The 23,706-nt window shown below is 69.3% G+C and carries 23 protein-coding genes, 1 tRNA gene and 1 other RNA gene; 6 read left to right on the top strand and 19 right to left on the bottom strand.

What is annotated here, in order from left to right; translation table 11 throughout:
- Positions 1–2 precede the first annotated feature (2 nt).
- Positions 3–209, bottom strand: a complete 207-nt coding sequence (locus DYZ02_RS10055) for an SPOR domain-containing protein (RefSeq protein ID WP_115686120.1) — start codon at positions 207–209, stop codon at positions 3–5.
- A 144-nt stretch (positions 210–353) separates the two neighbouring features.
- Here DYZ02_RS10055 and DYZ02_RS10050 point away from each other — a divergent pair, with 144 nt between their 5' ends.
- A complete protein-coding gene (locus DYZ02_RS10050) occupies positions 354–1,562 on the top strand; it encodes a galactokinase family protein (RefSeq protein WP_115686119.1) in 1,209 nt (402 codons plus the stop codon).
- Here DYZ02_RS10050 and DYZ02_RS10045 read toward each other — a convergent pair.
- The 5 genes from DYZ02_RS10045 to DYZ02_RS10025 form a co-directional block, all read right to left on the bottom strand.
- Positions 1,559–2,950: an RNB domain-containing ribonuclease gene (locus DYZ02_RS10045; RefSeq protein ID WP_115686118.1), complete on the bottom strand. Its 1,392-nt coding sequence runs from the start codon at positions 2,948–2,950 to the stop codon at positions 1,559–1,561. The two genes, DYZ02_RS10050 and DYZ02_RS10045, sit on opposite strands and share 4 nt — an antisense overlap.
- A 55-nt stretch (positions 2,951–3,005) precedes the next feature.
- Positions 3,006–3,408: RNase P RNA component class A (rnpB, locus tag DYZ02_RS10040), an RNA gene on the bottom strand.
- Positions 3,409–3,451: 43 nt separating this feature from the next.
- A complete protein-coding gene (locus tag DYZ02_RS10035) occupies positions 3,452–4,579 on the bottom strand; it encodes a bifunctional RNase H/acid phosphatase (protein ID WP_115686117.1) in 1,128 nt (375 codons plus the stop codon).
- Positions 4,576–5,256 carry a zinc ribbon domain-containing protein gene (locus DYZ02_RS10030; RefSeq protein WP_115686116.1) on the bottom strand — a complete coding sequence of 227 codons (681 nt, stop codon included), beginning with the start codon at positions 5,254–5,256 and terminating at the stop codon, positions 4,576–4,578. The genes DYZ02_RS10035 and DYZ02_RS10030 overlap by 4 nt, the downstream gene beginning before the upstream one ends.
- A gap of 10 nt (positions 5,257–5,266) precedes the next feature.
- Positions 5,267–6,418 carry a Nif3-like dinuclear metal center hexameric protein gene (locus DYZ02_RS10025; protein WP_115686115.1) on the bottom strand — a complete coding sequence of 384 codons (1,152 nt, stop codon included), beginning with the start codon at positions 6,416–6,418 and terminating at the stop codon, positions 5,267–5,269.
- A gap of 73 nt (positions 6,419–6,491) precedes the next feature.
- On the opposite strand from DYZ02_RS10025, the gene DYZ02_RS10020 reads away from it, so the two are divergent.
- From DYZ02_RS10020 to DYZ02_RS10010, 3 genes are read left to right on the top strand one after another with little or no spacing between them, the layout of a single operon-like run.
- The gene (locus DYZ02_RS10020; RefSeq protein WP_281268994.1) at positions 6,492–6,971 is read left to right on the top strand and encodes a low molecular weight protein-tyrosine-phosphatase; all 480 of its coding nucleotides are present in this window, start codon (positions 6,492–6,494) and stop codon (positions 6,969–6,971) included.
- Between the two features lie 9 nt (positions 6,972–6,980).
- Complete coding sequence (locus DYZ02_RS10015; protein ID WP_115686113.1) at positions 6,981–7,853, top strand: SURF1 family cytochrome oxidase biogenesis protein; 873 nt, start codon at positions 6,981–6,983, stop codon at positions 7,851–7,853.
- Positions 7,854–7,881: 28 nt separating this feature from the next.
- The gene (locus DYZ02_RS10010; RefSeq protein ID WP_115686112.1) at positions 7,882–8,292 is read left to right on the top strand and encodes a hypothetical protein; all 411 of its coding nucleotides are present in this window, start codon (positions 7,882–7,884) and stop codon (positions 8,290–8,292) included.
- Positions 8,293–8,300: 8 nt separating this feature from the next.
- On the opposite strand, the gene DYZ02_RS10005 is transcribed toward DYZ02_RS10010, so the two are convergent.
- Together DYZ02_RS10005 and DYZ02_RS10000 are read right to left on the bottom strand one after the other, a co-directional pair.
- A tRNA-Val gene (locus tag DYZ02_RS10005) sits at positions 8,301–8,376 on the bottom strand.
- 47 nt (positions 8,377–8,423) lie between these two features.
- On the bottom strand, positions 8,424–8,834 hold the full coding sequence (locus DYZ02_RS10000) for a DUF3052 domain-containing protein (protein ID WP_245945771.1): 411 nt from the start codon (positions 8,832–8,834) through the stop codon (positions 8,424–8,426).
- A 172-nt stretch (positions 8,835–9,006) separates the two neighbouring features.
- On the opposite strand from DYZ02_RS10000, the gene aceE reads away from it, so the two are divergent.
- Positions 9,007–11,790 (top strand): pyruvate dehydrogenase (acetyl-transferring), homodimeric type, encoded by a 2,784-nt coding sequence (aceE, locus tag DYZ02_RS09995; RefSeq protein ID WP_425451023.1) that lies wholly within the window; start codon positions 9,007–9,009, stop codon positions 11,788–11,790.
- Positions 11,791–11,992: 202 nt separating this feature from the next.
- Here the strand turns inward: aceE and DYZ02_RS09990 are convergent, their stop codons facing one another.
- On the bottom strand, positions 11,993–12,841 hold the full coding sequence (locus DYZ02_RS09990; protein ID WP_115686110.1) for a hypothetical protein: 849 nt from the start codon (positions 12,839–12,841) through the stop codon (positions 11,993–11,995).
- Between the two features lie 27 nt (positions 12,842–12,868).
- Positions 12,869–13,804 (bottom strand): alpha/beta fold hydrolase, encoded by a 936-nt coding sequence (locus DYZ02_RS09985; protein WP_115686109.1) that lies wholly within the window; start codon positions 13,802–13,804, stop codon positions 12,869–12,871.
- Between the two features lie 24 nt (positions 13,805–13,828).
- Here DYZ02_RS09985 and DYZ02_RS09980 point away from each other — a divergent pair, with 24 nt between their 5' ends.
- On the top strand, positions 13,829–14,104 hold the full coding sequence (locus DYZ02_RS09980) for an acyl carrier protein (RefSeq protein ID WP_115686108.1): 276 nt from the start codon (positions 13,829–13,831) through the stop codon (positions 14,102–14,104).
- A 10-nt stretch (positions 14,105–14,114) separates the two neighbouring features.
- On the opposite strand, the gene DYZ02_RS09975 is transcribed toward DYZ02_RS09980, so the two are convergent.
- The 9 genes from DYZ02_RS09975 to DYZ02_RS09935 all read right to left on the bottom strand — a co-directional run bounded on the left by DYZ02_RS09975 (position 14,115) and on the right by DYZ02_RS09935 (position 23,704).
- On the bottom strand, positions 14,115–16,058 hold the full coding sequence (locus DYZ02_RS09975; protein WP_115686107.1) for a gamma-glutamyltransferase family protein: 1,944 nt from the start codon (positions 16,056–16,058) through the stop codon (positions 14,115–14,117).
- A gap of 59 nt (positions 16,059–16,117) precedes the next feature.
- Positions 16,118–16,408 (bottom strand): hypothetical protein, encoded by a 291-nt coding sequence (locus DYZ02_RS11440; protein ID WP_181896954.1) that lies wholly within the window; start codon positions 16,406–16,408, stop codon positions 16,118–16,120.
- A gap of 4 nt (positions 16,409–16,412) precedes the next feature.
- Entirely contained in the window at positions 16,413–17,786 is a 1,374-nt protein-coding gene (locus DYZ02_RS09965; protein WP_115686459.1) for an NAD-dependent succinate-semialdehyde dehydrogenase, read from the bottom strand.
- Positions 17,779–18,123, bottom strand: coding sequence for a hypothetical protein (locus DYZ02_RS09960; RefSeq protein ID WP_115686105.1), 345 nt, complete (start codon positions 18,121–18,123; stop codon positions 17,779–17,781). Before DYZ02_RS09960 ends, DYZ02_RS09965 begins: the two co-directional genes overlap by 8 nt.
- A 257-nt stretch (positions 18,124–18,380) precedes the next feature.
- Positions 18,381–19,403 (bottom strand): LEM-3-like GIY-YIG domain-containing protein, encoded by a 1,023-nt coding sequence (locus tag DYZ02_RS11265; protein WP_147291507.1) that lies wholly within the window; start codon positions 19,401–19,403, stop codon positions 18,381–18,383.
- Positions 19,404–19,518: 115 nt separating this feature from the next.
- Positions 19,519–20,436 (bottom strand): DMT family transporter, encoded by a 918-nt coding sequence (locus tag DYZ02_RS09950; protein WP_115686103.1) that lies wholly within the window; start codon positions 20,434–20,436, stop codon positions 19,519–19,521.
- Between the two features lie 28 nt (positions 20,437–20,464).
- Positions 20,465–21,406: a uridine-preferring nucleoside hydrolase UriH gene (gene uriH, locus DYZ02_RS09945; protein WP_181896992.1), complete on the bottom strand. Its 942-nt coding sequence runs from the start codon at positions 21,404–21,406 to the stop codon at positions 20,465–20,467.
- On the bottom strand, positions 21,403–22,851 hold the full coding sequence (gene uriT, locus DYZ02_RS09940; protein WP_115686101.1) for a uridine transporter UriT: 1,449 nt from the start codon (positions 22,849–22,851) through the stop codon (positions 21,403–21,405). Before uriT ends, uriH begins: the two co-directional genes overlap by 4 nt.
- 34 nt (positions 22,852–22,885) lie before the next feature.
- Entirely contained in the window at positions 22,886–23,704 is an 819-nt protein-coding gene (locus tag DYZ02_RS09935; protein WP_115686100.1) for a serine hydrolase domain-containing protein, read from the bottom strand.
- Positions 23,705–23,706: the final 2 nt, after the last annotated feature.

Here is a 23,706-nt window from a genome sequence, read left to right as displayed (position 1 = left end):
GGCTACTTCTCCCAGGAGGCGGGCTTGCCCCAGTTCTCGTCCGCCTCCTCCTTGGCGTCGGCGTCCTTGTTGCGGCTGGCCGCGATCTGCAGCGCCGCCTGAGCCTCCTCGCGGGTGGCGTAGGGGCCCATGCGCTCGTCCCATCCGCCGACCTTGCCCTCGGTGACCTCGCCGGTGGCGGGGTTGAAGTAAAACTGCTCGTCGGACATGGCTGTTCTCCTTTTCGCCTGTTGGTTTCGGGTACCCCCACCCTACCGGCGGGGTTGGTAATCTGGGGGCCGTTGGTGGCGCCCGCTTCGCCGAGCCGCCCTCCCCGCAACCCGAGCGTGACCCCCTGAAAGGACGTGGTGGCGATGGCCGTGTGGGCCGCCGATCCGACTCTCCCCGCCAAGCGGGTATCCAAGCTGCACGCCGAGGTGACCGGCCGGGCCCCCTCCGGCTGCGCCTCCGCCCCCGCCACGTGGGTGCTCATCGGCGAGAACGTGGACCACTTCGGCGGCGTCACCCTCCTCGGCCTGAGCTCCCTGCGCGCCGCGGCGGCGGTCTCGCCCCGCGACGACGAGACGATCCGCATCGAGGTCCGCGGCCCCGGCGACTACTCCTTCTCGGATGCCGCCGAGCTCGGCCAGCTCGCCGAGCCCGCCTCGCTCAACCGCCTCACCCGCCGCGTCCTCGGCCTGGTGCAGGGGCTTGTCAACCGCCAGGTGCTCTCCCGCGAGACGAAGGGCCTGGACATCTCGGTGGTCACGGACATCCTGCCCGGCGCGGGCCTGGGCTCGCTCTACGCCGGCGACGCCGCGATCGCCCTCGCCCTCGCGGCGGGCGACCCGGAGGTGGACGAGGCGCCGCTGCGCGCCCGGCTCGCCGAGATCTGCTCGCAGAACGTCGTGGCGAACTCCGAGCTCGCGGTCCTGCGCGCGCGCCACACCGCCGCTCTGCGCGGCGGTGGCGAGACGATCTCCGTGGTGGACTACGCCGACGGCTCGGTCACCCAGGCGCCCCACCCGGGCAAGCTGGGGGTGCGCATCTTCGCCGTCACCGACACGTGGGGCGAGCCCTACGACGAGCAGACGGAGCGGATCAGGGCGCGCCGCGCGTTCATCGACGAAGCCTGCGCCAACTTCGGCGTGGCCTCGCTGCGCCAGCTTCCCGACGCCGCCGACCGAGCCGTCGAATGGGTCGAGGCGCGCCGCCAGGTGCTCGGCCCGGACTCCGCTCCCGAGCCGGAGGCCGCCCGCGCCTGGGTGCGCTTCTGCGAGACGGAGACGCTGCGCTCGCTGGCCACGACGAAGGCCCTGCGCTCGCGCCGCGAGAACGAGCTGTTCACCCTGCTCAACTCGCCGTCGGAGAACCACGACCTCGACACCCCGGACGAGCTGGTGAGCGACCTGCTCTCCCGCGGCGCGCTCTCGGCCCGCCCGGCTGCGGCGGGCAACTCGCCGGCAGCGCTCGCCTTCGTGCCGCTGCGCGACGCCGACGCCTTCCTCGACTCCGTCGCCGCGGACTACGAGGTCGTGGAGGTCCTGCCGGGCGAGGTGGCCTGCGTGGAGGACCCCGCCTAGTCGGCGGGCCAGGCGAAGGCGACCTCGCGGTTGTCCACGTCCGCACGCACGAGCGACACCGTCGTCTCCCGGCCCTCCTCCGGATGTCCCAGGCAGGGGGCGAGCACCGGCGGGTCGACGACGAAGATGCGCGCCTGGTCGGACTTCTCGTCGGACTGCAGGACGGCGGCGTCGAAGTTGTGGCCGAGCCAGGGCCGCAGCACCGTCGCCTCGGTGAGGTTGAGGCACGCCTTGTCCACCGTGTTGGCCAGCTGGGAGGTCCTGCCCATCGTCTTGACCACCCGGTTGGCGTCGGCGCGGACCCACTCGGGGACGTCGGTGCCGGCGCAGATGGCCAGGCAGACCTCTGTGGCGTAGCGGTCGATGAGACGTCGTAAAGGCGCGGTGACGTGGCTGTAGTAGCCGCCGATGCCCGCGTGGACCACCGGTTCCTTGTCGTCGAGGTTGACATAGCCGGAGCCGCGCAGCAGCTTCTGGGCCTCGCGCATGGCCGCCATTCCGCGGGGCGTGTCGGTGTCGACGGTGGCGAGGAACGCGCTGATGTCCTCGCCCGGGTCGAAGCCCAGGTTGCGGATCTCCTGGACGAAGCCCGCCTCGGCGCCCGTCGGCGCGGGGCCGAGGGTGCGCAGGAACCCGGTGCGTGCGTCGACCATCATCTGCCCCGCGACCATGCCGGTGAGCAGCGAGATCTCGGAGTTGTAGTCCATGACGGGGTGGCGCGGCTCGATGACCAGCTCGAAGTGGCCCTCCTCGTCCTCCACCACGCGCACCGAGGGCACGCGCAGGTTGATGGCCTCGCGGCGCAGGGAGCTCTCCTGGCGCAGCCTGCCCACCTCGGGCAGCAGGGCGATGGATGGGTGGGCGCGCCCGTGGTCGAGGTCCTCCTGCACGCGGTCGTAGTCGAGCCGCGCCACGCTGTGCACGAGCGCGCGCTCGACGTGGGCGTCGGCCACCTCGCCCTTGTCGTCGAGGTGGAACGTCCACAGGGCGGCGGGCCTGTCGACGTCCGGAAGCAGCGAGGCCGAACCCTCGCTGAGCTCGGGCGGGTGCAGCCGCGCCGGCTCGTCGGGCAGGTAGATGGTCTGGCCGCGCTCGAGCGATTCTTCCTTGACCAGGCTGCCGGGCTCAACGAAGGCGGCGACGTCCGCGATGGCGTAGTAGACGGTGTAACCGGAGCCGCGCCGCTCGATGCACACCGCCTGGTCCAGGTCCTTCGAGCCGACCGGGTCGATGGTGACCAGGGCGATGTCGCGCGCGTCGCGGCGCTCGTCTGCGCGGCGGTCGGTGAGCTGGGCGGCTTCCGCGCGGACCTCGGGCGCGAACTCGGTGGGCACGTCGTACTCGCGGGCGACGTGGCGGAAGTCCAGCGGGGCTGCATACAGCTTCATAACCAGCCATTGTGACAGACTTCCGGGTGCCCCGCTTCCGGGGCGGAAATTGGGGCGAACGAGCCGGCCTGTAAGCCGGATTCTGTACCCCGTGTGGGGCGGTGAACATCCATCTGGGCCACCCATCGCTGGGCGCCTCGAGCAGCTACCTTCGGACTGGGCGGGCAGCCTCCATAGCGTCCGACGACCGCCGCTGTAAACAACGGCGGCTCTTGCCTTGCTCCCGGTGGGGTTTACCTGGCCGTGCGTGTCACCACGCGCGCCGGTGCGCTCTTACCGCACCCTTTCACCCTTACCCGCCGCGAGGGCGGGCGGTTTACTCTCTGTTGCACTTTCCCGCGGATCGCTCCGGGTTGCCGTTAGCAACCACCGTGCCCTGTGGAGTCCGGACTTTCCTCGGCCCCCGCCTGCCCGCACGCGGCGGCGGTTCGGGGAGCCGCGATCACCCGGCCAGCTCGTTCGCAGGAACCCAGCATAGTCCCCGCCGCCCGCCGAAGGGAATCAGCGGTGGTGGCTCACGTCGTTGACGCACCGCACGACGCCGAAGTCGCCGTAGAACTCCACCACGGAGACCGAGGCGAGGTCGAGGAAGACGTGCCTGAACACCTCTCCCCCGACGCCGAGAGCCTGGCGGATGACGGACTTGATCGGCGCCATGTGGGTGACCACCAGGATCGTCTTCCCGGCGTGCTTTTCCTGCAGCGCGAGCCGGGCGCGGGTGACGCGCCGGTGCAGCTGGGTCAGCGATTCCCCGTGTGGAGGAGCCACGCTTGTCGACGCCTCCCAGGCGCCAAACTCCTCCGCGAAGCGCTCGCTGGCCTCCGCGCGCGTCAGGCCCTCGAAGGCTCCGAAGTCGACCTCGCGGAACCCCTCCTCCACCGCGACGTCCACCCCGCCGAGCACCTCCGCGCAGGCGCGGGCGGTCTCGCGGGCGCGCGCGAGCGGGGAGGAGACGACGACGTCGATCGGCCCCATCGCGGCGACGGCGGCCGCGGCCCGGCGCGCCTGCTCGCGCCCGGTGTCGGTCAGCTCCGGGTCGGAGGTGCCGCTGTAGCGCTTCTCCACCGACTGCGCGGTCTGGCCGTGGCGCAGCAGGACGAAGCGGGTGCGCGGCGCGTCGTGGCCCGACCAGTGGGCGGGCCCGGCGACGACGTGGTCCTTCTCCGCGCTCGCGTCCTTCTGCGCATTCTGCTCCGCCTCGCCGACGATGCCCGGCGCGGCGCCCTTTGCGGCGGCGTCCATGGCCACGTTGGACAGCTCGTCGGCTTTCTTGTTCTTGGCGCGGGGGACCCAGGTGTACGTGACCGTCGAGAAGCGTGCGGCGAGGTCGCGCGCCTCGAGGGCGAGCTTCTTCATGTCGGGGTGCTTGATCTTCCAGCGCCCGGCCATCTGCTCGATGACGAGCTTGGAGTCCATGTAGACCTCGACCTCGGTGGCGCCGAGCTCGGCGGCCGCCTCGAGCCCGCGGATCAGCCCGGTGTACTCGGCGACGTTGTTGGAGGACTTCTGCCCCACCACGTAGGCGATCTCGGCCAGCGTCTCACCGCCGGGGCCGTAGACCACGGAGCCGGAGCCGGCTACGCCCGGGTTCCCGCGCGAGCCGCCGTCGGTGTAGACCTTGACCCTCATGCGGCCTCGACCCGCACGAGCAGCGCGCCGCAGTTGGGGCAGGTGGGCAGCTCGTCGGCGGGCACCGCCATCACCTCGGCGCGCTCGGCGGCGGGCAGCTGCAGGAAGCAGGAGTTGCAGGTGCGGCCGTTGAAGGAGGCCGCCCCGACGTCCTCGTAGACGGCGAGCACGTCGGCGGGCAGCTGCGCGCGCAGGGAGTCGGTGTCCACGGCCTTCTTCTCCGGCAGGGCCTCGACGGCGCGGCGGGCCGCGGCGACCTTGCGGTCGGCCTCGTCGAGGCGGGCGCCGTGGTTGTCGCGGTTGTTGCGCAGCGCCGCGATCTCGTTGTGGGCCTCCTTCAGCTCGTAGAGCAGGTCGGCGATGCGGGACTTCGCGGCGTAGCGGTCGTGCTCGAGGTCGCGGCGGCGGTCCGGGTCGGTCTCGGCGGAGAGCTGGCGCTTGTCGTCCAGCTCACGCTTCTTCAGCTTGCGCTCGTCCTCCTGGATGCGCAGGATCTCCAGCTCCATGTCGTCCACGGCCATCTGGGCGGCCGCGGCGGCGGAGGCGAGGCGCTCGCGCTCGCCGAGCAGCGCGTCCAGCTCCTTCTGCTCGGGCGCCACGGCCGCCGGGTGCGCGTTGCGGCGGTCTGCGGTGGCCAGCTCGAGCAGCACCGGTTGCAGCTCGGGTGAGAGGTTCACGTTCGCTCCTTTAGTTTTCTGTGCGTCGGGGGTGCGCGGACAGCGTCCACGGGTCCGTGCGGATGGTGAGGACCTCGGTGTCCACGCCCAAAGCCCCAACGATACCCTCCGCCTGGCTGGTCCAGGGGAACTCGCTGGCCCAGTGGGCGGTGTCGATGACGGCGGGCCCGCCCGCGGCGAGGTGCTCGTCGACGGGATGGTGGCGCAGGTCCGAGGTGACGTAGACGTCGACGCCGAGCTTCGCGACGTCCGAGAGGAACCCGTCGCCGGAGCCCGAGGACACCGCCACCCTGCGCACCACACGCTCCGGGTCGCCGGCGGCGCGCACGCCCCACGTCGTCTCCGGCAGGGCGTCCGCGACCTGCTGGGTGAACTCGCGCAGGGTCATCGGCTCGGGAAGCTCGCCGATGCGCCCCAGCCCGGTGGCGCGGGACAGGTCGGAGGTGTCCTCCACGGCGATGACGTCGAAGGCGGGCTCCTCGTAGGGGTGGGCGGCGCGGAGGGCGTCGATAAGCGTGCGCCGCAGGCGCGTCGGCGCGACGAACTCGACGCGGACCTCGGGCCCGGAGAAGTGCTCGCCGACGGTGCCCTCGGCGGGGTCGGCGCCCTCGACGGGGGTGAACCCGCCGGTGCCCTCCCACGCGAAGGAGCACTCCTCGTAGTTGCCGATCGCCCCGGCCCCCGCCTCGTAGAGCAGCGCCATGACGTGGTCGACGTCGGCGGGCGGGATGTGCACGCCCCACTTGTCCATGCCGCCGAGCGGGACCGGCCTGATCGGCCGGCCGGGCATGATGCCCACCAGCTCCGCGAGCTTGTCGGAGACCCCGGGGCGCGCCGAGTCGGCGTTCGTGTGGGCGGCGAAGAGCGCGCAGCCGTTGCGGATCAGGTGGTGCAGGACCTTGCCCTTCGGGGTGTCCGCGGCCACCGAGGACACCCCGCGCAGCAGCAGTGGGTGGTGCACCACGAGCATCTGCGCCCCGGCATCGACCGCCCGGCGCGCCACGTCCATGGTGCAGTCGAGGGCGAAGGCCACCTTGGTCACGGCCGCGGCGGGGTCACCGCAGATCAGGCCCACCCTGTCCCAGCTCTCGGCGAGCGCCGGCGGGTACGCCCGGTCCATGGCCCTCACGACGTCGGCGACGGTTACTGTGCTCTCACTCATGTCCCCCAGGGTACAAAGCCTCCCGGCTAGTGTTGAGGGGAGATTCTTCCCGTTTCCCAAGGAGGCTGATCCCGTGGCTGCGACACCGCTGCACATCGACTTCGTCTGCACCGGCAACATCTGCCGCTCCCCCATGGCCGAGATCATCGTGCGGGCCAAGCTGAAGGAGGCCGGCCTGGGCCAGGCGGTGCGGGTGAGCTCCTCGGGCATCGGCGGCTGGCACGTCGGCAGCGGCGCCGACGAGCGCGCGCTGCAGGAGCTGGAGGACCACGGCTACGACGGCTCGCGCCACCGCGCCCAGCAGTTCGGCCCCGCCCAGCAGGACGCCGACCTCATCGTGGCGCTGGAGCCGCGGCACGTCTCCGAGCTCGTCGCCCGCGGCGTCCCCGAGGAGCGCATCCGCCTGCTGCGCTCCTTCGACCCCGCCGCCCCCGAGGGCGCTGGCGTGGAGGACCCCTACTACGGCGGGCAGGAGGGCTTCGCGACCACGCGCGAGCAGATCGAGGCGGCCGCGGACGGCATTATCGGCTGGGTGCGCGCGCGAGTAGAGTAGGCGTTTGTGATGGCCACGGCGACGCGAGAAAAACCCTGGTGGAAGACCTTCCTGACCCCCGGGTGGGTCATCGCCGCCATCCTCATCGTGGCGTTTTCCTACTTCGCGTTCACTTTGCTCGCGCCCTGGCAGCTGGGCAAGAACCAGGCGCTGGAGGAGCGCAACGAGCACATCGAGCACGCCTTCGAGACCGACCCCGTCCCCTACGGCGAGGTCATCGGCCCCGACGGCAGCTTCGACGCCGCCGAGGAGTGGACGCGCGTCACGCTCACCGGCCACTACGTCCCCGACGGCGAGGTGCTGCTGCGCCTGCGCCCCGTGGACAAGACCCCGGCGTTCCAGATCCTCACCCCCTTCGCCCTCGACTCCGGTGAGACGGTGCTGGTCAACCGCGGGTGGGTGCCCGCCCGCGACGGCGGAACCCAGGTCCCCGACTACCCCGCCGCCCCGTCCGAGCAGGTCACGGTCACGGGCTTCCTGCGTGCCAGCGAGCCCGAGCACACCACCCCGCCGATGAGCGACCAGGGCCACGAGATGGTCTACTCCATCAGCACCGGCCAGATCTCCGGGCTGACGGGCCTCAACCTCGCCGCGCCCTACGTCCAGCTGACCAGCGACCAGCCCGGCGTCGTCGAAGCGATCCCCCTGCCGGTCCTCGAGACGGGCAACCACCTCTCCTACGGCCTGCAGTGGATCGGCTTCGGCGTCCTCGCCCCCGCCGGGCTCATCTACTTCATCTGGGCGGAGACGCGCGAGCGGCGCCGCTACCGCGAGGAGCAGGAGGAGCTGCTTGTCGACGCCCCCGCCCCCTCCCGCGGCCGCTACGGCGAGACCCGGCGCAACCCGTGGGCCACGGCCTACGATAGGCAGGAAGAACGCTAGAAAACCGCAGCGATCAAGCGAGGTACCGATGTTTTCCCCCTCCGACCACGCCCTGTTGAACCGCGCGCTCGCCGCGCTTTCCGACGCCACAATCAGCCTCGCCCCCGGCATCGAGCCCGCCGACATCGAGGACGCCCTCTGCGACGATCTCGACGCTTTCCGCGCCTCCCCCCTCGCCGAGCTGGCCGTCCTCGCCGACCCCGACGGCGCCGCCATGCTCCGCGGCGTCTCCCTGGAGGCCCTCGCCGAGGCTGCCTGCGCCTTCCACGGAACCGAGCTTCTCGACTTCGTCGTCTTCCCCGACCCCGGCTCCGCCCACGCCGGCTCCCTGCGCCTGCGCATCGGCACCTGGGACGTCATCGACGTCGGCTACGACCTCTCTGCCCCCGACGCCCTCGCCCGCGAGGTGCGCCAGATCGAGGCCGCGGCGGGGCGGTGAAAAAGAACTGGTGCGCCATGACGGGCTCGAACCGCCGACCTACTGGGTGTAAACCAGTTGCTCTTCCAGCTGAGCTAACGGCGCGCGCCCAAGCACTCTAGCACGGCGCCGGCGCGGCCGACAAAAACCCGCTACCTCTTCGCGCCGGCCCCCGTCAGGCAGGAACCCTGCCACTGCCCCAAGCGGTCCGCCTTGGTCTGCACCAGGCCCGCGAGCTGGGCGGACTCGGAGATATCGCCCGGGTGGACGCTGTCCGGCTTGGTCGCCGAGGGGGTGAGCAGCCAGATGCGCCCGCCCTCCCCGAGGTTGCGGCCGGCGTCCACCAGGGAGTCGACCAGGTCGCCGTCGTCGGAGCGGAACCACAGGAGGACGACGTCGCAAAGCTCGTCCGAATCTTCTTCGAGGAGCGGCTGCCCGATGGCGTCCTCGATCGCCTCGGAGATGGTCGAGTCGGCGTCCTCGTCCCAGCCGATCTCCTGCACGATACTGTCACGACGAATTCCCAGACGGTCTGCGTAGCTTTCGACACCCGCGGCGCCCAAGTGTATGCCCTCCTCATTGGCAGTTAGGTATATGGATATCCGCACATGATAGTCCGCTTGGCGCAACCTGTCCGCCAAAACGCGCGCGTCCGGCGCTGGGGTGAACCCTGTGTCGGGGCGGAGGGTACGCTTGGGCGGGAAGTATTTGAACGCGATTAACGGAGGTTCCATCGTGGCCGACATCGACACCAACGACAAGGACCCGTACGGCAACGACCGGGAAACCAACATCCCCCTCATCCGCGAAGGCGTTGCCTCCTACCTGCACGATCAGGACCCGGAAGAGACCAACGAGTGGATGGATTCCTTCGACGGCCTGCTCGACTCGTCCTCCCCCGAGCGGGCCCGCTACCTCATGCTCCGGCTCATCGAGCGCGCCTCGGCGAAGCGCGTGCCGCTGCCGGCGCTGTCGTCCACCGACTTCGTCAACACCATCCCCACCAGCATGGAGGCGGAGTTCCCAGGCGACGAGAAGATTGAGAAGCGCTACCGCCGCTGGATGCGCTGGAACGCCGCCATCATGGTGCACCGAGCCCAGCGCCCGGGTGTCAAGGTGGGCGGGCACATCTCCACCTACGCCTCGGCCGCCGCCCTCTACGAGGTGGGCTTCAACCACTTCTTCCGCGGCAAGGACGCCGAGCAGGGCGGCGACCACATCTTCTTCCAGGGCCACGCCTCCCCCGGCATGTACGCCCGCGCCTTCCTCGAGGGCCGCCTCAGCGAGGACGACCTCGACGGCTTCCGCCAGGAGCACTCCCGCCCCCAGGGCGGCCTGCCCTCCTACCCTCACCCGCACGGCAAGCCCGACTTCTGGGAGTTCCCCACCGTGTCCATGGGCCTCGGCCCGATGAACGCGATCTACCAGGCGCGCTTCAACAAGTACCTGCAGGACCGCGGCATCAAGGACACCGACCAGCAGCACGTTTGGGCCTTCCTCGGCGACGGTGAGATGGACGAGCCCGAATCCCGCGGCCTGATCCACATGGCCTCCCTCTACGGGCTGGACAACCTGACCTTCGTGGTCAACTGCAACCTGCAGCGCCTCGACGGCCCCGTCCGCGGCAACGGGCAGATCATTCAGGAGCTGGAGGCCTTCTTCATCGGCGCCGGCTGGAACGTGATCAAGGTGGTCTGGGGCCGCGAGTGGGACGCACTGCTGGCCAAGGACCACGACGGCGCCCTGGTCAACGTCATGAACACCACCAAGGACGGCGACTACCAGACCTTCAAGGCCAACGACGGCGCCTACGTCCGCGAACATTTCTTCGGCCGCGACCCGCGCACCCTCAAGCTCGTTGAGGACATGACCGACGAGGAGATCTGGGCCCTGCGCCGCGGCGGCCACGATTACCGCAAGGTCTACGCCGCCTACAAGCGCGCCCTGGAGACCAAGGGCAAGCCCACCGTCATCCTCGCCCACACCATCAAGGGCTACGGCCTCGGCCACAACTTCGAGGGCCGCAACGCGACCCACCAGATGAAGAACCTCACCCTCGAGGACCTCAAGCTCTTCCGCGACAAGCAGGAGATCCCGATCACCGACGAGGAGCTGGAGCGCGACCCCTACAACCCGCCCTACTACCACCCGGGCGAGGACGCCGAGGAGATCAAGTACCTCAAGGAGCGCCGCAAGGAGCTCGGCGGCTACCTGCCCGAGCGCCGCCACAGCTACACCCCGCTCGAGCTGCCCGACTTCGAGAAGACCTTCAAGGCCAACTTCAAGGACTCCGGCAAGCAGGAGGTGGCCACCACGATGGCGCTCGTGCGCACCTTCCGCGCGCTGATGCGCGACAAGGAGATCGGCAAGCGCATCGTGCCGATCATCCCCGACGAGGCCCGCACCTTCGGCCTCGACTCGTGGTTCCCCACGCTGAAGATCTACAACCCGGTGGGCCAGAACTACACCCCGGTGGACCACGACCTCCAGCTGTCCTACCGCGAGGCCGTCGACGGCCAGATCCTGCACGAGGGCATCAACGAGGACGGCTCCTCGGCCTCCTTCATCGCCGCCGCAACAAGCTACGCGACGCACGGCGAACCGATGATCCCGATGTACATCTTCTACTCGATGTTCGGGTTCCAGCGCACCGGTGACAACTTCTGGGCCGCCGGCGACCAGATGGCACGCGGCTTCATCATCGGCGCCACCGCCGGCCGCACCACCCTGTTCGGCGAGGGCCTCCAGCACATGGACGGCCACTCCCCGATCCTCGCCTCCACCAACCCCGCCGTGGTCACCTACGACCCCGCCTTTGCCTACGAGATGCCCTACCTCATCTCCAAGGGCATCGAGCGCATGTACGGCCCCGACGGCGGCGAGAACGTGATGTACTACATCACCGTCTACAACCAGCCCACGCACCAGCCGGAGCGCCCCGCCGACCTGGACGTGGAGGGCCTGCACCGCGGCATCTACCTCTACGACCGCGGCGCCGACAAGGACCTGCGCGTCTCCCTCCTCGCCTCCGGCGTGGGCATGCAGCAGGCCCTGCGCGCCCAGAAGATCCTCGAGGAGGACTACAACGTCGGCGCCGCCGTCTACTCCGTCACTTCCTGGGTCGAGCTCGCCCGCGACGGCGCCGCCCTGAACAAGAAGAAGCTGCACAACCCGGGCGAGGACTTCGGCGAGCCCTTCGCGACGACCCAGCTCAAGCAGACCCCCGGCCCCTACGTGGCGACGTCCGACTTCGCCACCGACCTTCACGAGCAGATTCGCCCCTACGTCCCGGGCCAGTACATCGTGCTCGGCGCCGACGGGTTCGGCTTCTCCGACACCCGCGAGGCCGCCCGCCGCTACTTCAACATCGACGCCGAGTCCATGGTCGTCGCGGCGCTGATGGGCCTGGCCAACGAGGGCAAGATCGACATGTCGGTGGCCGCCCAGGCCGCGAAGGACCTCCACGTCGACGACCCGACCGAGCCCAACCCCAACGGCGGCACGAACAGCGAGGAGTAGCGCCCCCGCGTCAAGCGCCCCGCCGTTTGCTGCGGCGGGGCGCTTTTTTCACACCGCGTACTCGACCGATGTGCACTCGCCGCCACAAAAGCCCAGGACGCGGGTGCGAACCGTCGAGTAGCCCCCGACCCGTACTCGACCGATGCGCACTCGCCGCCGCAAAACCCCGGACGCCGGTGCGAACCGTCGAGTAGCGGCGCGCTCAGCGCCGGTATGCGGCACGGCGACGGGCGAGCTCTCCGTCATCGAGGGGAACGGGAACGTTGCCGCTGTAGGGGTCGTCGCCGAGGAACCGCACGCGGCGGATGGCATTAGCTACTTGGAGTGCGAGTGCTCCGTTCCACACCTGTCGCCAGCCGGCGCGAATGACCAGGTACCCGTGGTTGAGCAGCTGCTTTTCTCGGATACGCTCGTCGGCGGTGACGAATTCCGAGGTGTACTTGCTCTGGCCGTCGAGCTCTACCGCAATGATCCCGTTGAGCAAGAGGTCGATTTTGCCCGTCAGCGGGTTTCCGGCGATGTCGTAGTACTCAAACGGCGCTTGTCCCCGTATGGAGATCAGGCCCGGGATCCGGGCTTCGATGATCGAGTAGCGGCCCACAGTTTCCAGTGCTGATTGGGATGTAGCGGCGGAGTACCGGATGACGCGGCGAAGATCTCGGAGTCCGTGGGAGCGGGGCAAAGTGCCGGCAAGCGAAAGCAGGTCCGCACAGGTGACGTCCGGACGGCGAAAGCGAGCTGATTCGAGGACGACGAGGGCCGCCAGCGGGCTGTGGTACCTGCAGGTATCGAGGACCATCTGGATCGTGCTGGTCACGCGCAGCCCTTGCTCGGTCACGACGTGCTCGGGCAGCAGGGCGCCGCTGCGGTAGGCCACGCCGTCCGGCCAGGTCGAAGCCTTGGGCGCGCGCATGTCGCCCGGAAGCAGCAGGTCTACCTTGTCAACACGATCGAGTGTCCGCAGCCCCCGCAGTTTCGCGGCGGCCGGCCCCGTGATGACTGCGGTGCGGGTCGCCGCCCCGACACCCCGAATAAACTCCAACTCCCCCACGGAACTCCACAGTAACTGACGCGCCCCTCACCCAACGCCCCGGACGAGGCGCTCGATGGCGGTGGAGACGGCGCCGGGGGCGTCGAAAGGCGGCATGTGCCCGCTTTCGGGCAGGACCTGGAAGTAGGCGCGGGGCCAGATCTCGCTGAGTCGGCGCGACTGGCTGACGGGGGTGACGGAGTCGCGGGAGCCGACGAGGATGTAGCCGGGGATGGTGGCGAGGACGTCGGCGGCGGCGAGTTCGGAGTGGGTGAGCAGGTCGTCGAAGAAGCCGGCGTAGGTGTCGAGGGCCGTCCTCTGGATCATTGCGGCGTGGAATTTCACCACGGCGTATCCGACGGGGCGGAAGTAGAACCCGAGGGCGAGGACGGGGACGAGCAGGCGTGTGCCCAGGGTGAGGAGGCGCTGCATGAGGCGGGGCGAGGCGGTGTAGAGGTCCTCGAGGAGTGAGCCTACCCAGCCGGCGAGGACCTGGGGCATGCCCTGGTCGGCGAAGGGGTCGACGGTGGAGGAGATCTGCACGCTGCCGGCCAGGTCGAGGGCCGCGGCGTGCCGGCGCATCAGGGACAGCGAGACGGGACCTCCCAGCGAGTGCCCGACGACGATGAGCGGGCCGGTGACGCCGCGGTCGCGGAGGACGGCGTAGATGTCGTCGGCGGCGTCATCGACCTGGCACATGTGCGGGGGCACGGGGCCGGTCTTGCCGTGTCCGCGCAGGTCGACGAGCAGTTGGCGCACGGGCAGGGAGGCCAGCGCGTCGACCTGCATGTAGAACTCTTCAGAGGAGATGTTGAAGCCGTGGACGTAGAGGATCGTCAGGTCGGCGTCTTCGGGGCCGCGCTCGTACCAGTGGATGTTGAGGCCCTGGCGGAGCGTCGAGCCTTCCCGGTCGTAGGTCAGGCCGGCGATGGGGCGCGCGCTGAGGGCGTCGAGAAGCGAGGTGCGCTTTTTGCCCGTGAACATGGGTATCAGTGTATATATGGGCGCATGGAGCTCTCGCAACGACTTGACCTCGGATCGCTGAACCTCGCGCCCGAGGAGCCGGCGAAGGACACGTCGGTTCTCGCGCGTCTCGCGGAGCTCATCGGGAGGTTCACGGACGAGGAGGTCACGCCCGAGGCGACCCTCGACGGCCTCGGGGTGTCATCGCTGGATCGCATCGAGCTCGCCGTGCGCGCGGAGGAGGAATTCGGGGCGCGCGCCGAGGAGTCGGCCTACGCGCCCGAGACGACGGTCGCCGAGCTCGCGGAGTGGCTCGCTTAACGACGCCCCTTCAGCCACCCAGCACGATCCCCTCGCGCCGCGGGTCGGCCCCGCCGACGATGGCGCCGTCGCGCCGCATCAGGACAGACAGCCCGCTGACCATCTCGTCGGTGACGACGTCGTGGCCCCGCGCCGTGAGCTCCTCGACCGCCGCGGCTGCCCCGCCGTCCTTGACCAGCGGGTGCTCGCCTCCGATCCCGGTCTTCGGGGTGTTGCGCGCCCCGAAGTTGGGTGCGGAGACGGCCTGCTGCGGGTTGAGGCCCCACTCGGTGATGCCCAGGAACGTCTTCAGCACGTACTGGATGATCAGCGACCCGCCGGGCGAGCCGAGCGCCATCTCGGCCGCTCCGTCCGGGCCGAAGACCAGGAACGGAGCCATGGAGGAGCGGGGGCGTTTGGCGGCCTCGACCCGGTTCGCGGCGGGCTGGCCGGACTCGTCGAGGGGCTCGGCGGAGAAGTCGGTGAGCTGGTTGTTGAGCACGAAGCCGCGCGTGAAGTGGAAGGATCCGAAGGCCGCCTCGACGCTGGAGGTGAAGGACGCGGCGTTGCCCTGCGCGTCGATGACGTTGACGTGGGTGGTCCCGTGTTCCGGGAGGTCAGCACCGACGCCGACCGGCTGCTCCAGCACACCGGGGGTGGCCTTGCCCATTGTCTTCGCGGGGTCGATCAGGCTGGCGCGCTGGGCGGTGTAGGAATCGGAGAGCAGGGCGCCGGGCCCGCCCGGAATGGGCGCGAAGGCAGGGTCGGCGACGTAGGCGTCGCGGTCGGCGTAGGCGAGGCGCTCGGCCTCGGCGACGAGGTGAATAGCCTCCGGGTCCGGCAGCGCCCCGTCCGGGCCGGGGTTGTCGGGTGCGTACTGCGCGAGGTCCTGCCCTTCGAGCAGCCGCAGCGTTTCCAGCACGGCCACGCCCCCGCTTGATGACGGCGGCATGCCGCACACCTCACGCCCCTTGTACGGCACGCAGAGTGCCTCGCGGACCTCGGGCGTGTACCCGGCGATGTCCGCCGTGGTCATGAGCGAAGGGGTGAGCCCCTCGTCGGCGCGGGTCGCCTCGGTGGCGATGTCGGCGGCGATGCCGCCGGTGTAGAAGTTGTTAGCGTCCTCGGCGATCGCGGCGAGGGTCGCGGCATACTCCGGGTTGGTCAGGTTCGTCCCCGCCGCCAGCGGCTGGCCGTCGGCGTCGAGGAAGTAGGCCGCCGCGTGTGGGCTGGCGGCGAGCTGCGAGGCGGAGTCGGCGATCGACGCCGCCAGGCGCGGGGAGACCTCGAAGCCCCGCTGCGCGAGGTCGATTGCTGGCTGGATGTCGGAAGCCCAATCGTCCGAGCCGAACTGCCGATGCAGTTCGGCGAGCGCCGCAACAATCCCGGGTACGCCGATGGAGCGCCCGGAGCTGCGGGCGTCGGGAAGCGGGGGCGTGGGGTCCTCGCTCGAAACGTGGATGAGATAATTCTCATCGGCGGCGAGGGGAGCGACCTCGCGGCCGTCGATTGCTACTCGACGCCCCGATGCCGCGTCGCTGTAGAGAATGTAGCCTCCCCCGCCGATGCCGGACGATTGCGGCTCGACGAGTCCCAGCACGAACTGGGCGGCCACCACCGCGTCGGCCGCGTTGCCGCCCTTGAGCAGCACGTCGCAGGCGGCCGCGGTCGCGACGGGGTTGGCTGTGGTCACAGCGAAGTTCTGGGCCCGAACCTCCTGCATCCCGCTGCGGAATCCGGTGCCGATCTCCGGCGCGACCTGGATGTTGCGCTCCCCTGACTGCCCTTCCCCGCCCTCGCCGCCGACGCGCCCGGACACGCCGTCTGCGGGCTCGCAGTTGGAAACATCAAGGGTGCTGACCTCGGGCGCCGCAGCCTGGGAAGGAGCAGGCGCCTCGGGAGCGGGAGCGCACCCGGAGAGCGCGACGCCGGAAACGGCAACCAGAACCGAAAGCAAACGTGACGTGGGTCTCATATCTGCATGATTCCACATCGGCCGCGCCGTTCCGGGCGTTTTGGGAAAACCGTGCGGCCTCAGCGCCCGCGAATCCGCCCCTCGGCGGTCGCCAGAGCGCCGCCCGCCAGGACGCACCCCAGTGCGACAAAGAGGAGGATGGGGTGGACGCCGCCGTCGCGCACGCGGGCGAAGAGGAGAAAGACCAGCGCCACCGCAATGCAGAGCACCAGTTTGGCCCCGGGTGACACTGTGCGCCGCACCACCGTCCCCCCTGCGCTCGCGGCTGCGTAGACGACGCATCCCGCGATCACACCAGGAAAGCAGAGCAGCGCGGCGGCCAGCAGCGGGTTGGTGTCGCCCGGCAGCACAGCGCTACTCCGCCACGTAGTAGCGCTGCTTGTTCACGAACTCGTCCATGCCCAGCGGGCCGAGCTCGCGGCCGAAGCCGGAGTTTTTAACGCCGCCGAAGGGCAGCTCCGCGCCCCCGGCCTGGGGGATGTTGACGTGGATCATGCCGGTCTCGATGCGGCTGGCCACACGCTCGGCGCGGGGGATGTCGGAGGAGAACACGGCGCCACCGAGGCCGTGGTTGGAGTCGTTGGCCAGTTCGATGGCCTCCTCGTCGGAGCTGACCTTGTAGATCTCGGCGACGGGGCCGAAGAACTCCTCGTAGTAGGAGTCCGAGCCGACGGGGATGCCGGTGATGACGGCGGGGGTGAAGTAGGCGCCCTCGCCGGTGAGCTCGCCGCCGGTGTGGAGGGTGGCTCCGGCGTCGACGGCGAGCTTAACCTGCTGGACGAGCTTCTCGGCGGCGTCGCGCGACGACAGCGGGTAGTACTCCCCCTTGCCGGGGTTCGCCGGGTCGCCCTGCGTGAACCCTTCCGCGATGCGGACCATGGCGGCGACGAAGTCGTCGTAGATGTCCTCCATGACGATGATGCGCTTGTTGGAGGTGCAGGCCTGGCCGGTGTTGGAGATGCGCTTCTTCCAGGCCGTCTTCGCGGCGGCGTCGATGTCCTCGGCGTCGAGCACGACGTAGGCGTCGGTGCCGCCGAGCTCAAGCACGGCCTTCTTCAGGTTCTGGCCCGCGGCGCTGGCGATGGCCCGGCCGGCCCGCTCGGAGCCGGTCAGGGACACGCCCTGCACGCGCTTGTCGGCGATCAGCGAGGCGACCTGGTCGTGGGTGGCGTAAATGTTGGTGAACACACCGTCCGGGGCGCCGGCCTCGGCGAAGATCTCCTGGATCGCCTGGGAGGAGCGCGGGCAAATCTCTGCGTGCTTGACCATCACGGTGTTGCCCGCCATGATCGCGGGCGCGGCGAAGCGGGCGACCTGGTAGTAGGGGAAGTTCCACGGCATGACGCCCACGATCACGCCCAGCGGCACGCGGCGCAGCACGGCCCGTCCGCCCTCGTGCTCGAGGGGTTCGTCGGCGCCCAGCTCGGCGCCGTGGTCGGCGTAGTAGGTGAAGATGTCCACCACGTCATCCAGCTCCGCCTGGCCCTGGTCGAGCGGCTTGCCCATCTCCTCGGTGATGATTGCGGCCAGCTGGTCGCGCTTGGCGTCGAAAAGCGAGGCGACCTTGCGCAGCACGGTGGCACGGTCCTCGTAGCTGGCGGTGCGCCACTGGCGGAACGCGTCGTCGGCGGCGGCGAGGGCCTTTTCCAGCTCCTCGTCGGAGATGAAGTCGAACGTCTCGATGACCTGGTTGTTTACGGGGTTTTGTACGCGGTAAGGATCAGACATGCCGACCATTGTAGGAGCGCATTTCGACGCTCGCCACGAACCCATGCTCACCTGCTAATACGTTCAGCGCGCGCTCGAACTCGCTCAGATCCGTCTGCGGCGCGTGGAGGATCTCGCGGCAGGAGTAGCCCTCGGGGGTGCGCTGCCAGCGGGTGAACCAGGCGGTGTCGAAGTCGTCGAGAAGCGGATCCACGATGGGTGCCGCGGGCAGGGAGCACAGAAGCTTCTCGACGTCCCACCGCGCGCCCGCCGGCATCCCCTCCACGCTGAACACAGCCGTGACGGGGGCGGCGCACGCGGCGCGCCAGGAGACGGGGGCGGCCAGGGTCGTTGTCATGCGGGGACCTTCCTGTAGCGGAGTATTCGGCGCACCGCTTCCCTCCCCCTGCGCCGCGCCGGTGACTAGCCGGGCGGGTCGAGGGAGCGCGGTGCGAGACGAGGTTCGTCTTCCCCAACGGCCTCAGTGAGCTCTACGTGACTCGCAGACGATCATGCTTCACGCGAGTCGCAGCGACAACCCTAAAGCCCTGCTTGACACCCCTATTTACTCAAGCTGGAGTTGAGGTTTACCCGCCTAGATCCTCGGGTTTCACACTATTCAACTACCGCGTAACCAATCCCCCCGGTGAGTCCAGCCAGAGCCTGGACCCCGTCGTCTCTGACAGGCGACTTTCCGAGCCAATGATCTTCACTTTCGTCAAAGGCATGCCCCAGGGGAACCCCGTACCGGCCACTCTTTCGGTATCCCTCAACGTCAGTCAGATACCAATATTCGAACCACTCTCCTCCAGGCTCCACTTCCCATGTATAACGCACAACCGACTTCCGGTGCTGAGGGTCCTCAACCAGCATCGCCAGTTGGAGGCGGCCGTCGTCCGCGATTGCCCGCAGCACCTGAACGTTCTCAGGAGAGATCGGCCAGTACCTCCGCGCTCTCTCGCTTGCTTCTTCGAGAGTCCAAGGTTCGGTGGGGTCCCACCCTCTCCGGTATGCATCCTCTTCCGGAACGGTCTCGACAGGGACAGCACCCTCGACTTGCGGAGGTATATCCAGGGCAACTTCGCGCTCGATCGCGCCAAGATCACTGCTAGATCCTTTCACCAGGATGCAGAGGACGTCTTCACCCCTGGAAGAGCCCGGAAGGAACGAACCCAGCTCCCCGGCGGCGACCCGTTCCACCACCAAATCCTCACGACCGAAGTAGCGACGGGCCTCGCCGACCGGCAAGAAGACCTCACCCTGGTGGTGACCTGCAGCAGCGTTTTGGAGTTCAACACCAGGCTGCTTTGTCAGCATTTTGATCAGAAGTGCTTCTAGACGAAACGCCGAAGTCTCATCGAGACCCCATTGAACAAAGTAGGCAAAGTTCTCGACATCCTTATCTCCGCCATGTCGAGCCATGACATCACGTAGAGCCTCTTCTTTCCCGCTCAGCGTCTGGTGACTCGCCTCCTTTTTCACGGTCGCTTCAAAATGATGCATCCACCGGTTGTGCTTACCCTTTCCCACATAGATCACGTTTTCCAACTTGAACGGCTCCGTGACCGGCTCCTTCATCAGGAGATACACGTAGTAGCTGCGGCTGTCGTCAGCATCGATATCTAGCTTGCTATTCATGCGAATCCTTTCGAGTGTGTTAGCGGAACACCTTGAGGAAATTTATAGCAGCCCAACAAGACATGAAGGGCACAACTTTGAAGGAAATCGCTCACCCGTTCGAAAGAAAGGGGGACTAGAGCAGCCGCACCATCAGCACGCCCACGAACACGAGCGCCAGCCCAGCCACCCGCCGCGCGTCAAGCGGGCGCTTGTGCGCCCCGAACGCGCCCACGGACTCCATGACCTGCCCGCCCAGGATCGTGCCGGCGTTGAGGCCGATGACCGTGGTGGCGGTGCCGAGGACCGGGGCGAGCGTCGCCCCGGCGATGACGAAGGTCGCGCCGACGAAGCCTCCCAGCCACATCCACCACGGCCCGGGGGTCGGACGGCGCGCGAGCTGGCGCGGGCTCGTGGACACTGCGATGAGCAGCAGGAGCACGGCCCCCACGAAGAGGTTGACCTCCGCGGCGTGGAGGGAGGAGCCCACCATCGTCCCCAGCACGCCGTTGACAGTGGTCTGCAGGGCGGAGCCCATGCCGATGGCCACGCCGACCGCGCGCCACGCCCACGCCGCAGGCCCCGCAGTGTGCGCGGTGGGGGTGTTGCGCCCCAGGTTGAGCACCAGCGCGATCCCGGCCAGGACGACCAGCGCGCCGAGCACGCGTCCCGGGCCCACGCTGTGCACGGGCGCGCCGAACAGGCCGAACCTGTCCACAAGCATGCCCATCACCAGCTGACCCAGGATGGGCAGCACCATCGTCTGCACCGCGCCGATCCGCGGGAAGAGCAGGATGTTGCCCACGATAAAGCACACCCCCATCACCCCGCCGAGCCAGACCCACCAGCCGGTGCCGGCAGCGGCAGCCACATCGGGGACGGGGTTGCCGCGCAGCGCCGCCGTCACCGCCACGCTCGCCGCGAGCGCGACGGTAAACGAGATCAGCGCCGAGACGACCGGCTTTCCTCCCACACTCAGGCGCAGGCGCGAGTTCGCCGCCGACTGGATGGGGATGATGAAGCCGGCGCACACGGCCGCGAGCAGGGGGAGCATAGGGCCCTAGGCTACTCAGCCGCGGCGCCTACCCCAACGCGCGGGCCGCGTCGACGACCAAGTCCCAGAAGCGCGGCGCGTCCAGCTGCGTGGCCACCTGGGTGCGGCAGTCGGCGGGTGCCGGGGCGCGGAAGTCGGCGACGGTTCGCCCGGCGGTCAGCTCGCCGCGCGTTTCGACGTCCACGGGCACCCGCACCGTCTCCACCACATCGGGGTCGATGAGGTACGCCACGGCGCACGGGTCGTGCACCGGCGGGTCGACGAAGCCCTGGGCGTCGCGGTAGTTGGTGCGGAACGCGCCGAACAGCGCCACCACGAAGTCGCCGACATCCGTGCCCAGCGAGGCGAAGCGCGCCTCCACCTCGGGCGTGGCCAGCGCCTGGTGCGTCAGGTCGAGGCCGACCATGGTCACCGGCCAGTCCTCGCGGAAGACGATCTGCGCCGCCTCCGGGTCCGCGGCGATGTTGAACTCCGCCGACGCCGTCCAGTTGCCGGTGCCGAAGGCCCCGCCCATGAGCACGACCTCGCGCACGCGCCCGACGATGCGCGGCTCGAGGCGCGCAGCCAGGGCGATGTTGGTCAGCGGCCCGGTGGGCACGAGCGTCACCGTGCCCGGCTCGCGGGCCATGATCGTGTCGATGATCCACTGCACCGCGTGGCCCTCGGCCACAGGCGCCGCCGGTTCCGACAGCTCGTAGCCGTGGACCTCCATGCCGCTGTCTCCGTGGATGCCCTCCGCGGTCTCCACCGGCCGCAGCAGCGGGCGGGTTGCCCCGGCGCGCAGGGGGACGTCGTCAAGCCCTGCAATAGCGAGCACCTGGCGGGCGTTGTGCGTGACCTTGTCCAGGGTGTGGTTGCCGCCGACGGTGGTGATGCCGAGCAGGTCGATCGACGGGTTGCCCGCCGCGAGCAGGATGGCGACGGCGTCGTCGTGGCCGGGGTCGCAGTCGAGGATGATCGAGCGCATCAGGCGGCCGCCTTCTTCGCCGCGGCGTCCTCGGCCGCGATAGTGTCAGGGATGGTCTCAGGCCGCGGGATGAGGAAGGACGTGGCCAGCGCGCCGCACAGGAGCACGGCGCCGGTGAGCATGCCAGCGTGGTAGCCGCCGCCCGAGCCCGCGAAGGTGGTCGCCGCGGCGAAGATGATGGTGAAGGAGATGCCCGCGCCGAGGTTGAAGGCGCCGGCGTTCATTCCCGGCAGGTAGCCCTGGTTCTGCTTCGGCGCCAGCACCACGCCGAGCGAGCCGAGCATGATGTTGGCGATGCCCGCGTAGGTCACGCCCGCCGCGATGGAGAGCACCAGCAGGAGCACCGGGGTCGGGTTGTTCGCCACGAACAGGCCGAAGACGACGGAGAGGATCGCGCCGGCGATGCCGATCTGCAGCATCATCTTGTAGCCGATGCGGCCCGCGATGAAGCCCGCCACCGGGCCGAAGATGAGGCCCGCGATGGCGTAGGGGGTCAGCGTCCACCAGGACACCACGCCTGCGGACAGGCCCGGACCGTTGACCGGGTCCTGCGCGAGGTTGGGCACCAGGCCGTTCATGATGGCGAAGATGCCGGTCATGGTCAGCGTGGTGGTGCACAACAGGGCCCAGGTGCGGCGCTGCTTGAGCAGGTCGGTGGAGACCAGGGGGTGCGCGGAGGCGTTCTCGAAGCGCCAGAACGTCACCAGCGCGATCGCGCCGATGACCAGCAGGATGACCACCATGAACCAGTTGGCCGCGGCGAGGGAGCCGGCCTCGTTGAGCGCGGTGAGGATAGCGCCGATGGCGACGACCAGCGGGACAACGCCCTTCCAGTCCATCGGCTGGATGTCCTCGGAGCGCGTCTCCCCGAGGCCGAAGCGGGTGGACACGGCGGCGATGGCCGCCACCGCGCCGATGAACCAGAACACCGAGCGGAAGCCGAAGGAAGCAGTGAGCCATCCGCCGAGGAGGGCGTCGATGCCCGCGATGCCGCCGTTGATAGAGGTGAGCACGCCGATGAGCAGCGCGAACTGCTTCTCCTCACGCACCGCCTGGCGCAGCATCACCGAGGTCAGCGCGACGGTCGGGCCCGACACGCCCTGGATGACGCGGCCGATGAACAGCACGGTGACGTTGGGGGCGAGCGCGGCGACGACGGAGCCGACGGCGGTGACCACCATCATCCCCACCAGCACCTTGCGGCGCCCGATCAGGTCACCCCAGCGGGGCATGAACAGTGAGAACAGGGCGGCCGCGGTGAAGAAGGCGGTCTGCGTCAGGCCGATCTCGGCGGTGGTGGCGTTCAGCTCCACCTCCATGGTGGCCAGCGCGGGCGCGAGCATCGAGGCGTTGAGCTGGAAGGCGAAGACGGCGGTGAGCAGGGCCAGCATGAGCGGCCACACCTGGCGTGCGGGCAGCCTTTCGCCGGCGGCGGGGATGGTAGTCATGGGTTCAGGGTAAGGGTACTACCGGCCCGCGCGCTCAGAGGGCGTCGAAGAGCGCGGTGTTCGTCTCCTGCCACAGGGGCTTGGCCCACTCGCCGAACTCGCGGTCGGTCAGCGCGACCATCGCGGTCCCGGCGCGGGGGTGGTCCAGCCAGGCGGGCACGACCCACAGATACGTCCCGGCCATACCGAAGTGCCCGACGGTCTCGGCCGGCATGGTGTCGCCGGTCCAGTGCGGGGTCTTGGCGCCCTTGATCTCGAACCCGAGCCCCCACGGGCAGGGTTTCTGCATGCCGTAGCCGGGCACGACGCCGCGCAGATCGCCGAACTGGTTGCTCATCGCCTCGCGCAGGGTCTCCTCCGACAGCAGCTGCGGGGAGACGAGCTCGGCGGCGAAGGCACGCATATCGCTTAGCGACGCCCTCCCGCCGTGACCGGCCGACCCATATATCTCCGCACTGTCCATCCCCAGCGGGGCGAAGATTCCTTCCCGGGCGTAGTCGGCGAACCCGATGCCCGTCGACTCCTCGAGGTGCTCCGCGAGGATCTCGTATCCGGCGGAGGAGTAGATGCGCCGCTCCCCCACCGCCTTCTGGGGCTCGCGGGTGTCGAAGCCAACGCCGCTGGCGTGGGAGAGCAGGTGCCGGATGGTGGAGGTGGCGGGGCCGAGGGCGTCGTCAAGCGAAAATGCCCCCTCCTCGACCGCGAGGAGGATGGCGTAGGCCGAGAGGAGCTTGGTCACGCTGGCGAGCTCGTAGACGCGGGCCTCGTCGCCGTAGGTGGCCTCGGCCGGGCCGACGATCGCGGCGGAGACGTTGTCGGCGGGCCAGGGATCCAGGTGCTCGGAAAGGTCCATGC

The sequence above is a fragment of the Corynebacterium senegalense genome, from assembly GCF_900411315.1.
Classification (GTDB): Bacteria; Actinomycetota; Actinomycetes; order Mycobacteriales; family Mycobacteriaceae; genus Corynebacterium; species Corynebacterium senegalense.
Note: the sequence above shows the minus strand (reverse complement) of the source record. Positions and strands in the feature narration are given on the sequence as shown.

Bases quoted from the DNA above. Each gene is read 5' to 3' on its own strand.
- DYZ02_RS09960 (WP_115686105.1), bottom strand. From the start codon at position 18,123: ATGACAACGACCCTGGCCGCCCCCGTCTCCTGGCGCGCCGCGTGCGCC.
- DYZ02_RS10045 (WP_115686118.1), bottom strand. From the start codon at position 2,950: ATGAAGCTGTATGCAGCCCCGCTGGACTTCCGCCACGTCGCCCGCGAG.
- DYZ02_RS09965 (WP_115686459.1), bottom strand. From the start codon at position 17,786: ATGTCTGATCCTTACCGCGTACAAAACCCCGTAAACAACCAGGTCATC.
- uriT (WP_115686101.1), bottom strand. From the start codon at position 22,851: ATGACTACCATCCCCGCCGCCGGCGAAAGGCTGCCCGCACGCCAGGTG.
- DYZ02_RS11265 (WP_147291507.1), bottom strand. From the start codon at position 19,403: ATGAATAGCAAGCTAGATATCGATGCTGACGACAGCCGCAGCTACTAC.
- DYZ02_RS10025 (WP_115686115.1), bottom strand. From the start codon at position 6,418: ATGAGTGAGAGCACAGTAACCGTCGCCGACGTCGTGAGGGCCATGGAC.
- DYZ02_RS09935 (WP_115686100.1), bottom strand. From the start codon at position 23,704: ATGGACCTTTCCGAGCACCTGGATCCCTGGCCCGCCGACAACGTCTCC.
- DYZ02_RS09985 (WP_115686109.1), bottom strand. From the start codon at position 13,804: ATGTTCACGGGCAAAAAGCGCACCTCGCTTCTCGACGCCCTCAGCGCG.
- DYZ02_RS09975 (WP_115686107.1), bottom strand. From the start codon at position 16,058: ATGAGACCCACGTCACGTTTGCTTTCGGTTCTGGTTGCCGTTTCCGGC.
- DYZ02_RS10035 (WP_115686117.1), bottom strand. From the start codon at position 4,579: ATGAGGGTCAAGGTCTACACCGACGGCGGCTCGCGCGGGAACCCGGGC.
- DYZ02_RS09980 (WP_115686108.1), top strand. From the start codon at position 13,829: ATGGAGCTCTCGCAACGACTTGACCTCGGATCGCTGAACCTCGCGCCC.
- DYZ02_RS10050 (WP_115686119.1), top strand. From the start codon at position 354: ATGGCCGTGTGGGCCGCCGATCCGACTCTCCCCGCCAAGCGGGTATCC.
- DYZ02_RS10015 (WP_115686113.1), top strand. From the start codon at position 6,981: ATGGCCACGGCGACGCGAGAAAAACCCTGGTGGAAGACCTTCCTGACC.
- DYZ02_RS10055 (WP_115686120.1), bottom strand. From the start codon at position 209: ATGTCCGACGAGCAGTTTTACTTCAACCCCGCCACCGGCGAGGTCACC.
- DYZ02_RS09950 (WP_115686103.1), bottom strand. From the start codon at position 20,436: ATGCTCCCCCTGCTCGCGGCCGTGTGCGCCGGCTTCATCATCCCCATC.
- DYZ02_RS10010 (WP_115686112.1), top strand. From the start codon at position 7,882: ATGTTTTCCCCCTCCGACCACGCCCTGTTGAACCGCGCGCTCGCCGCG.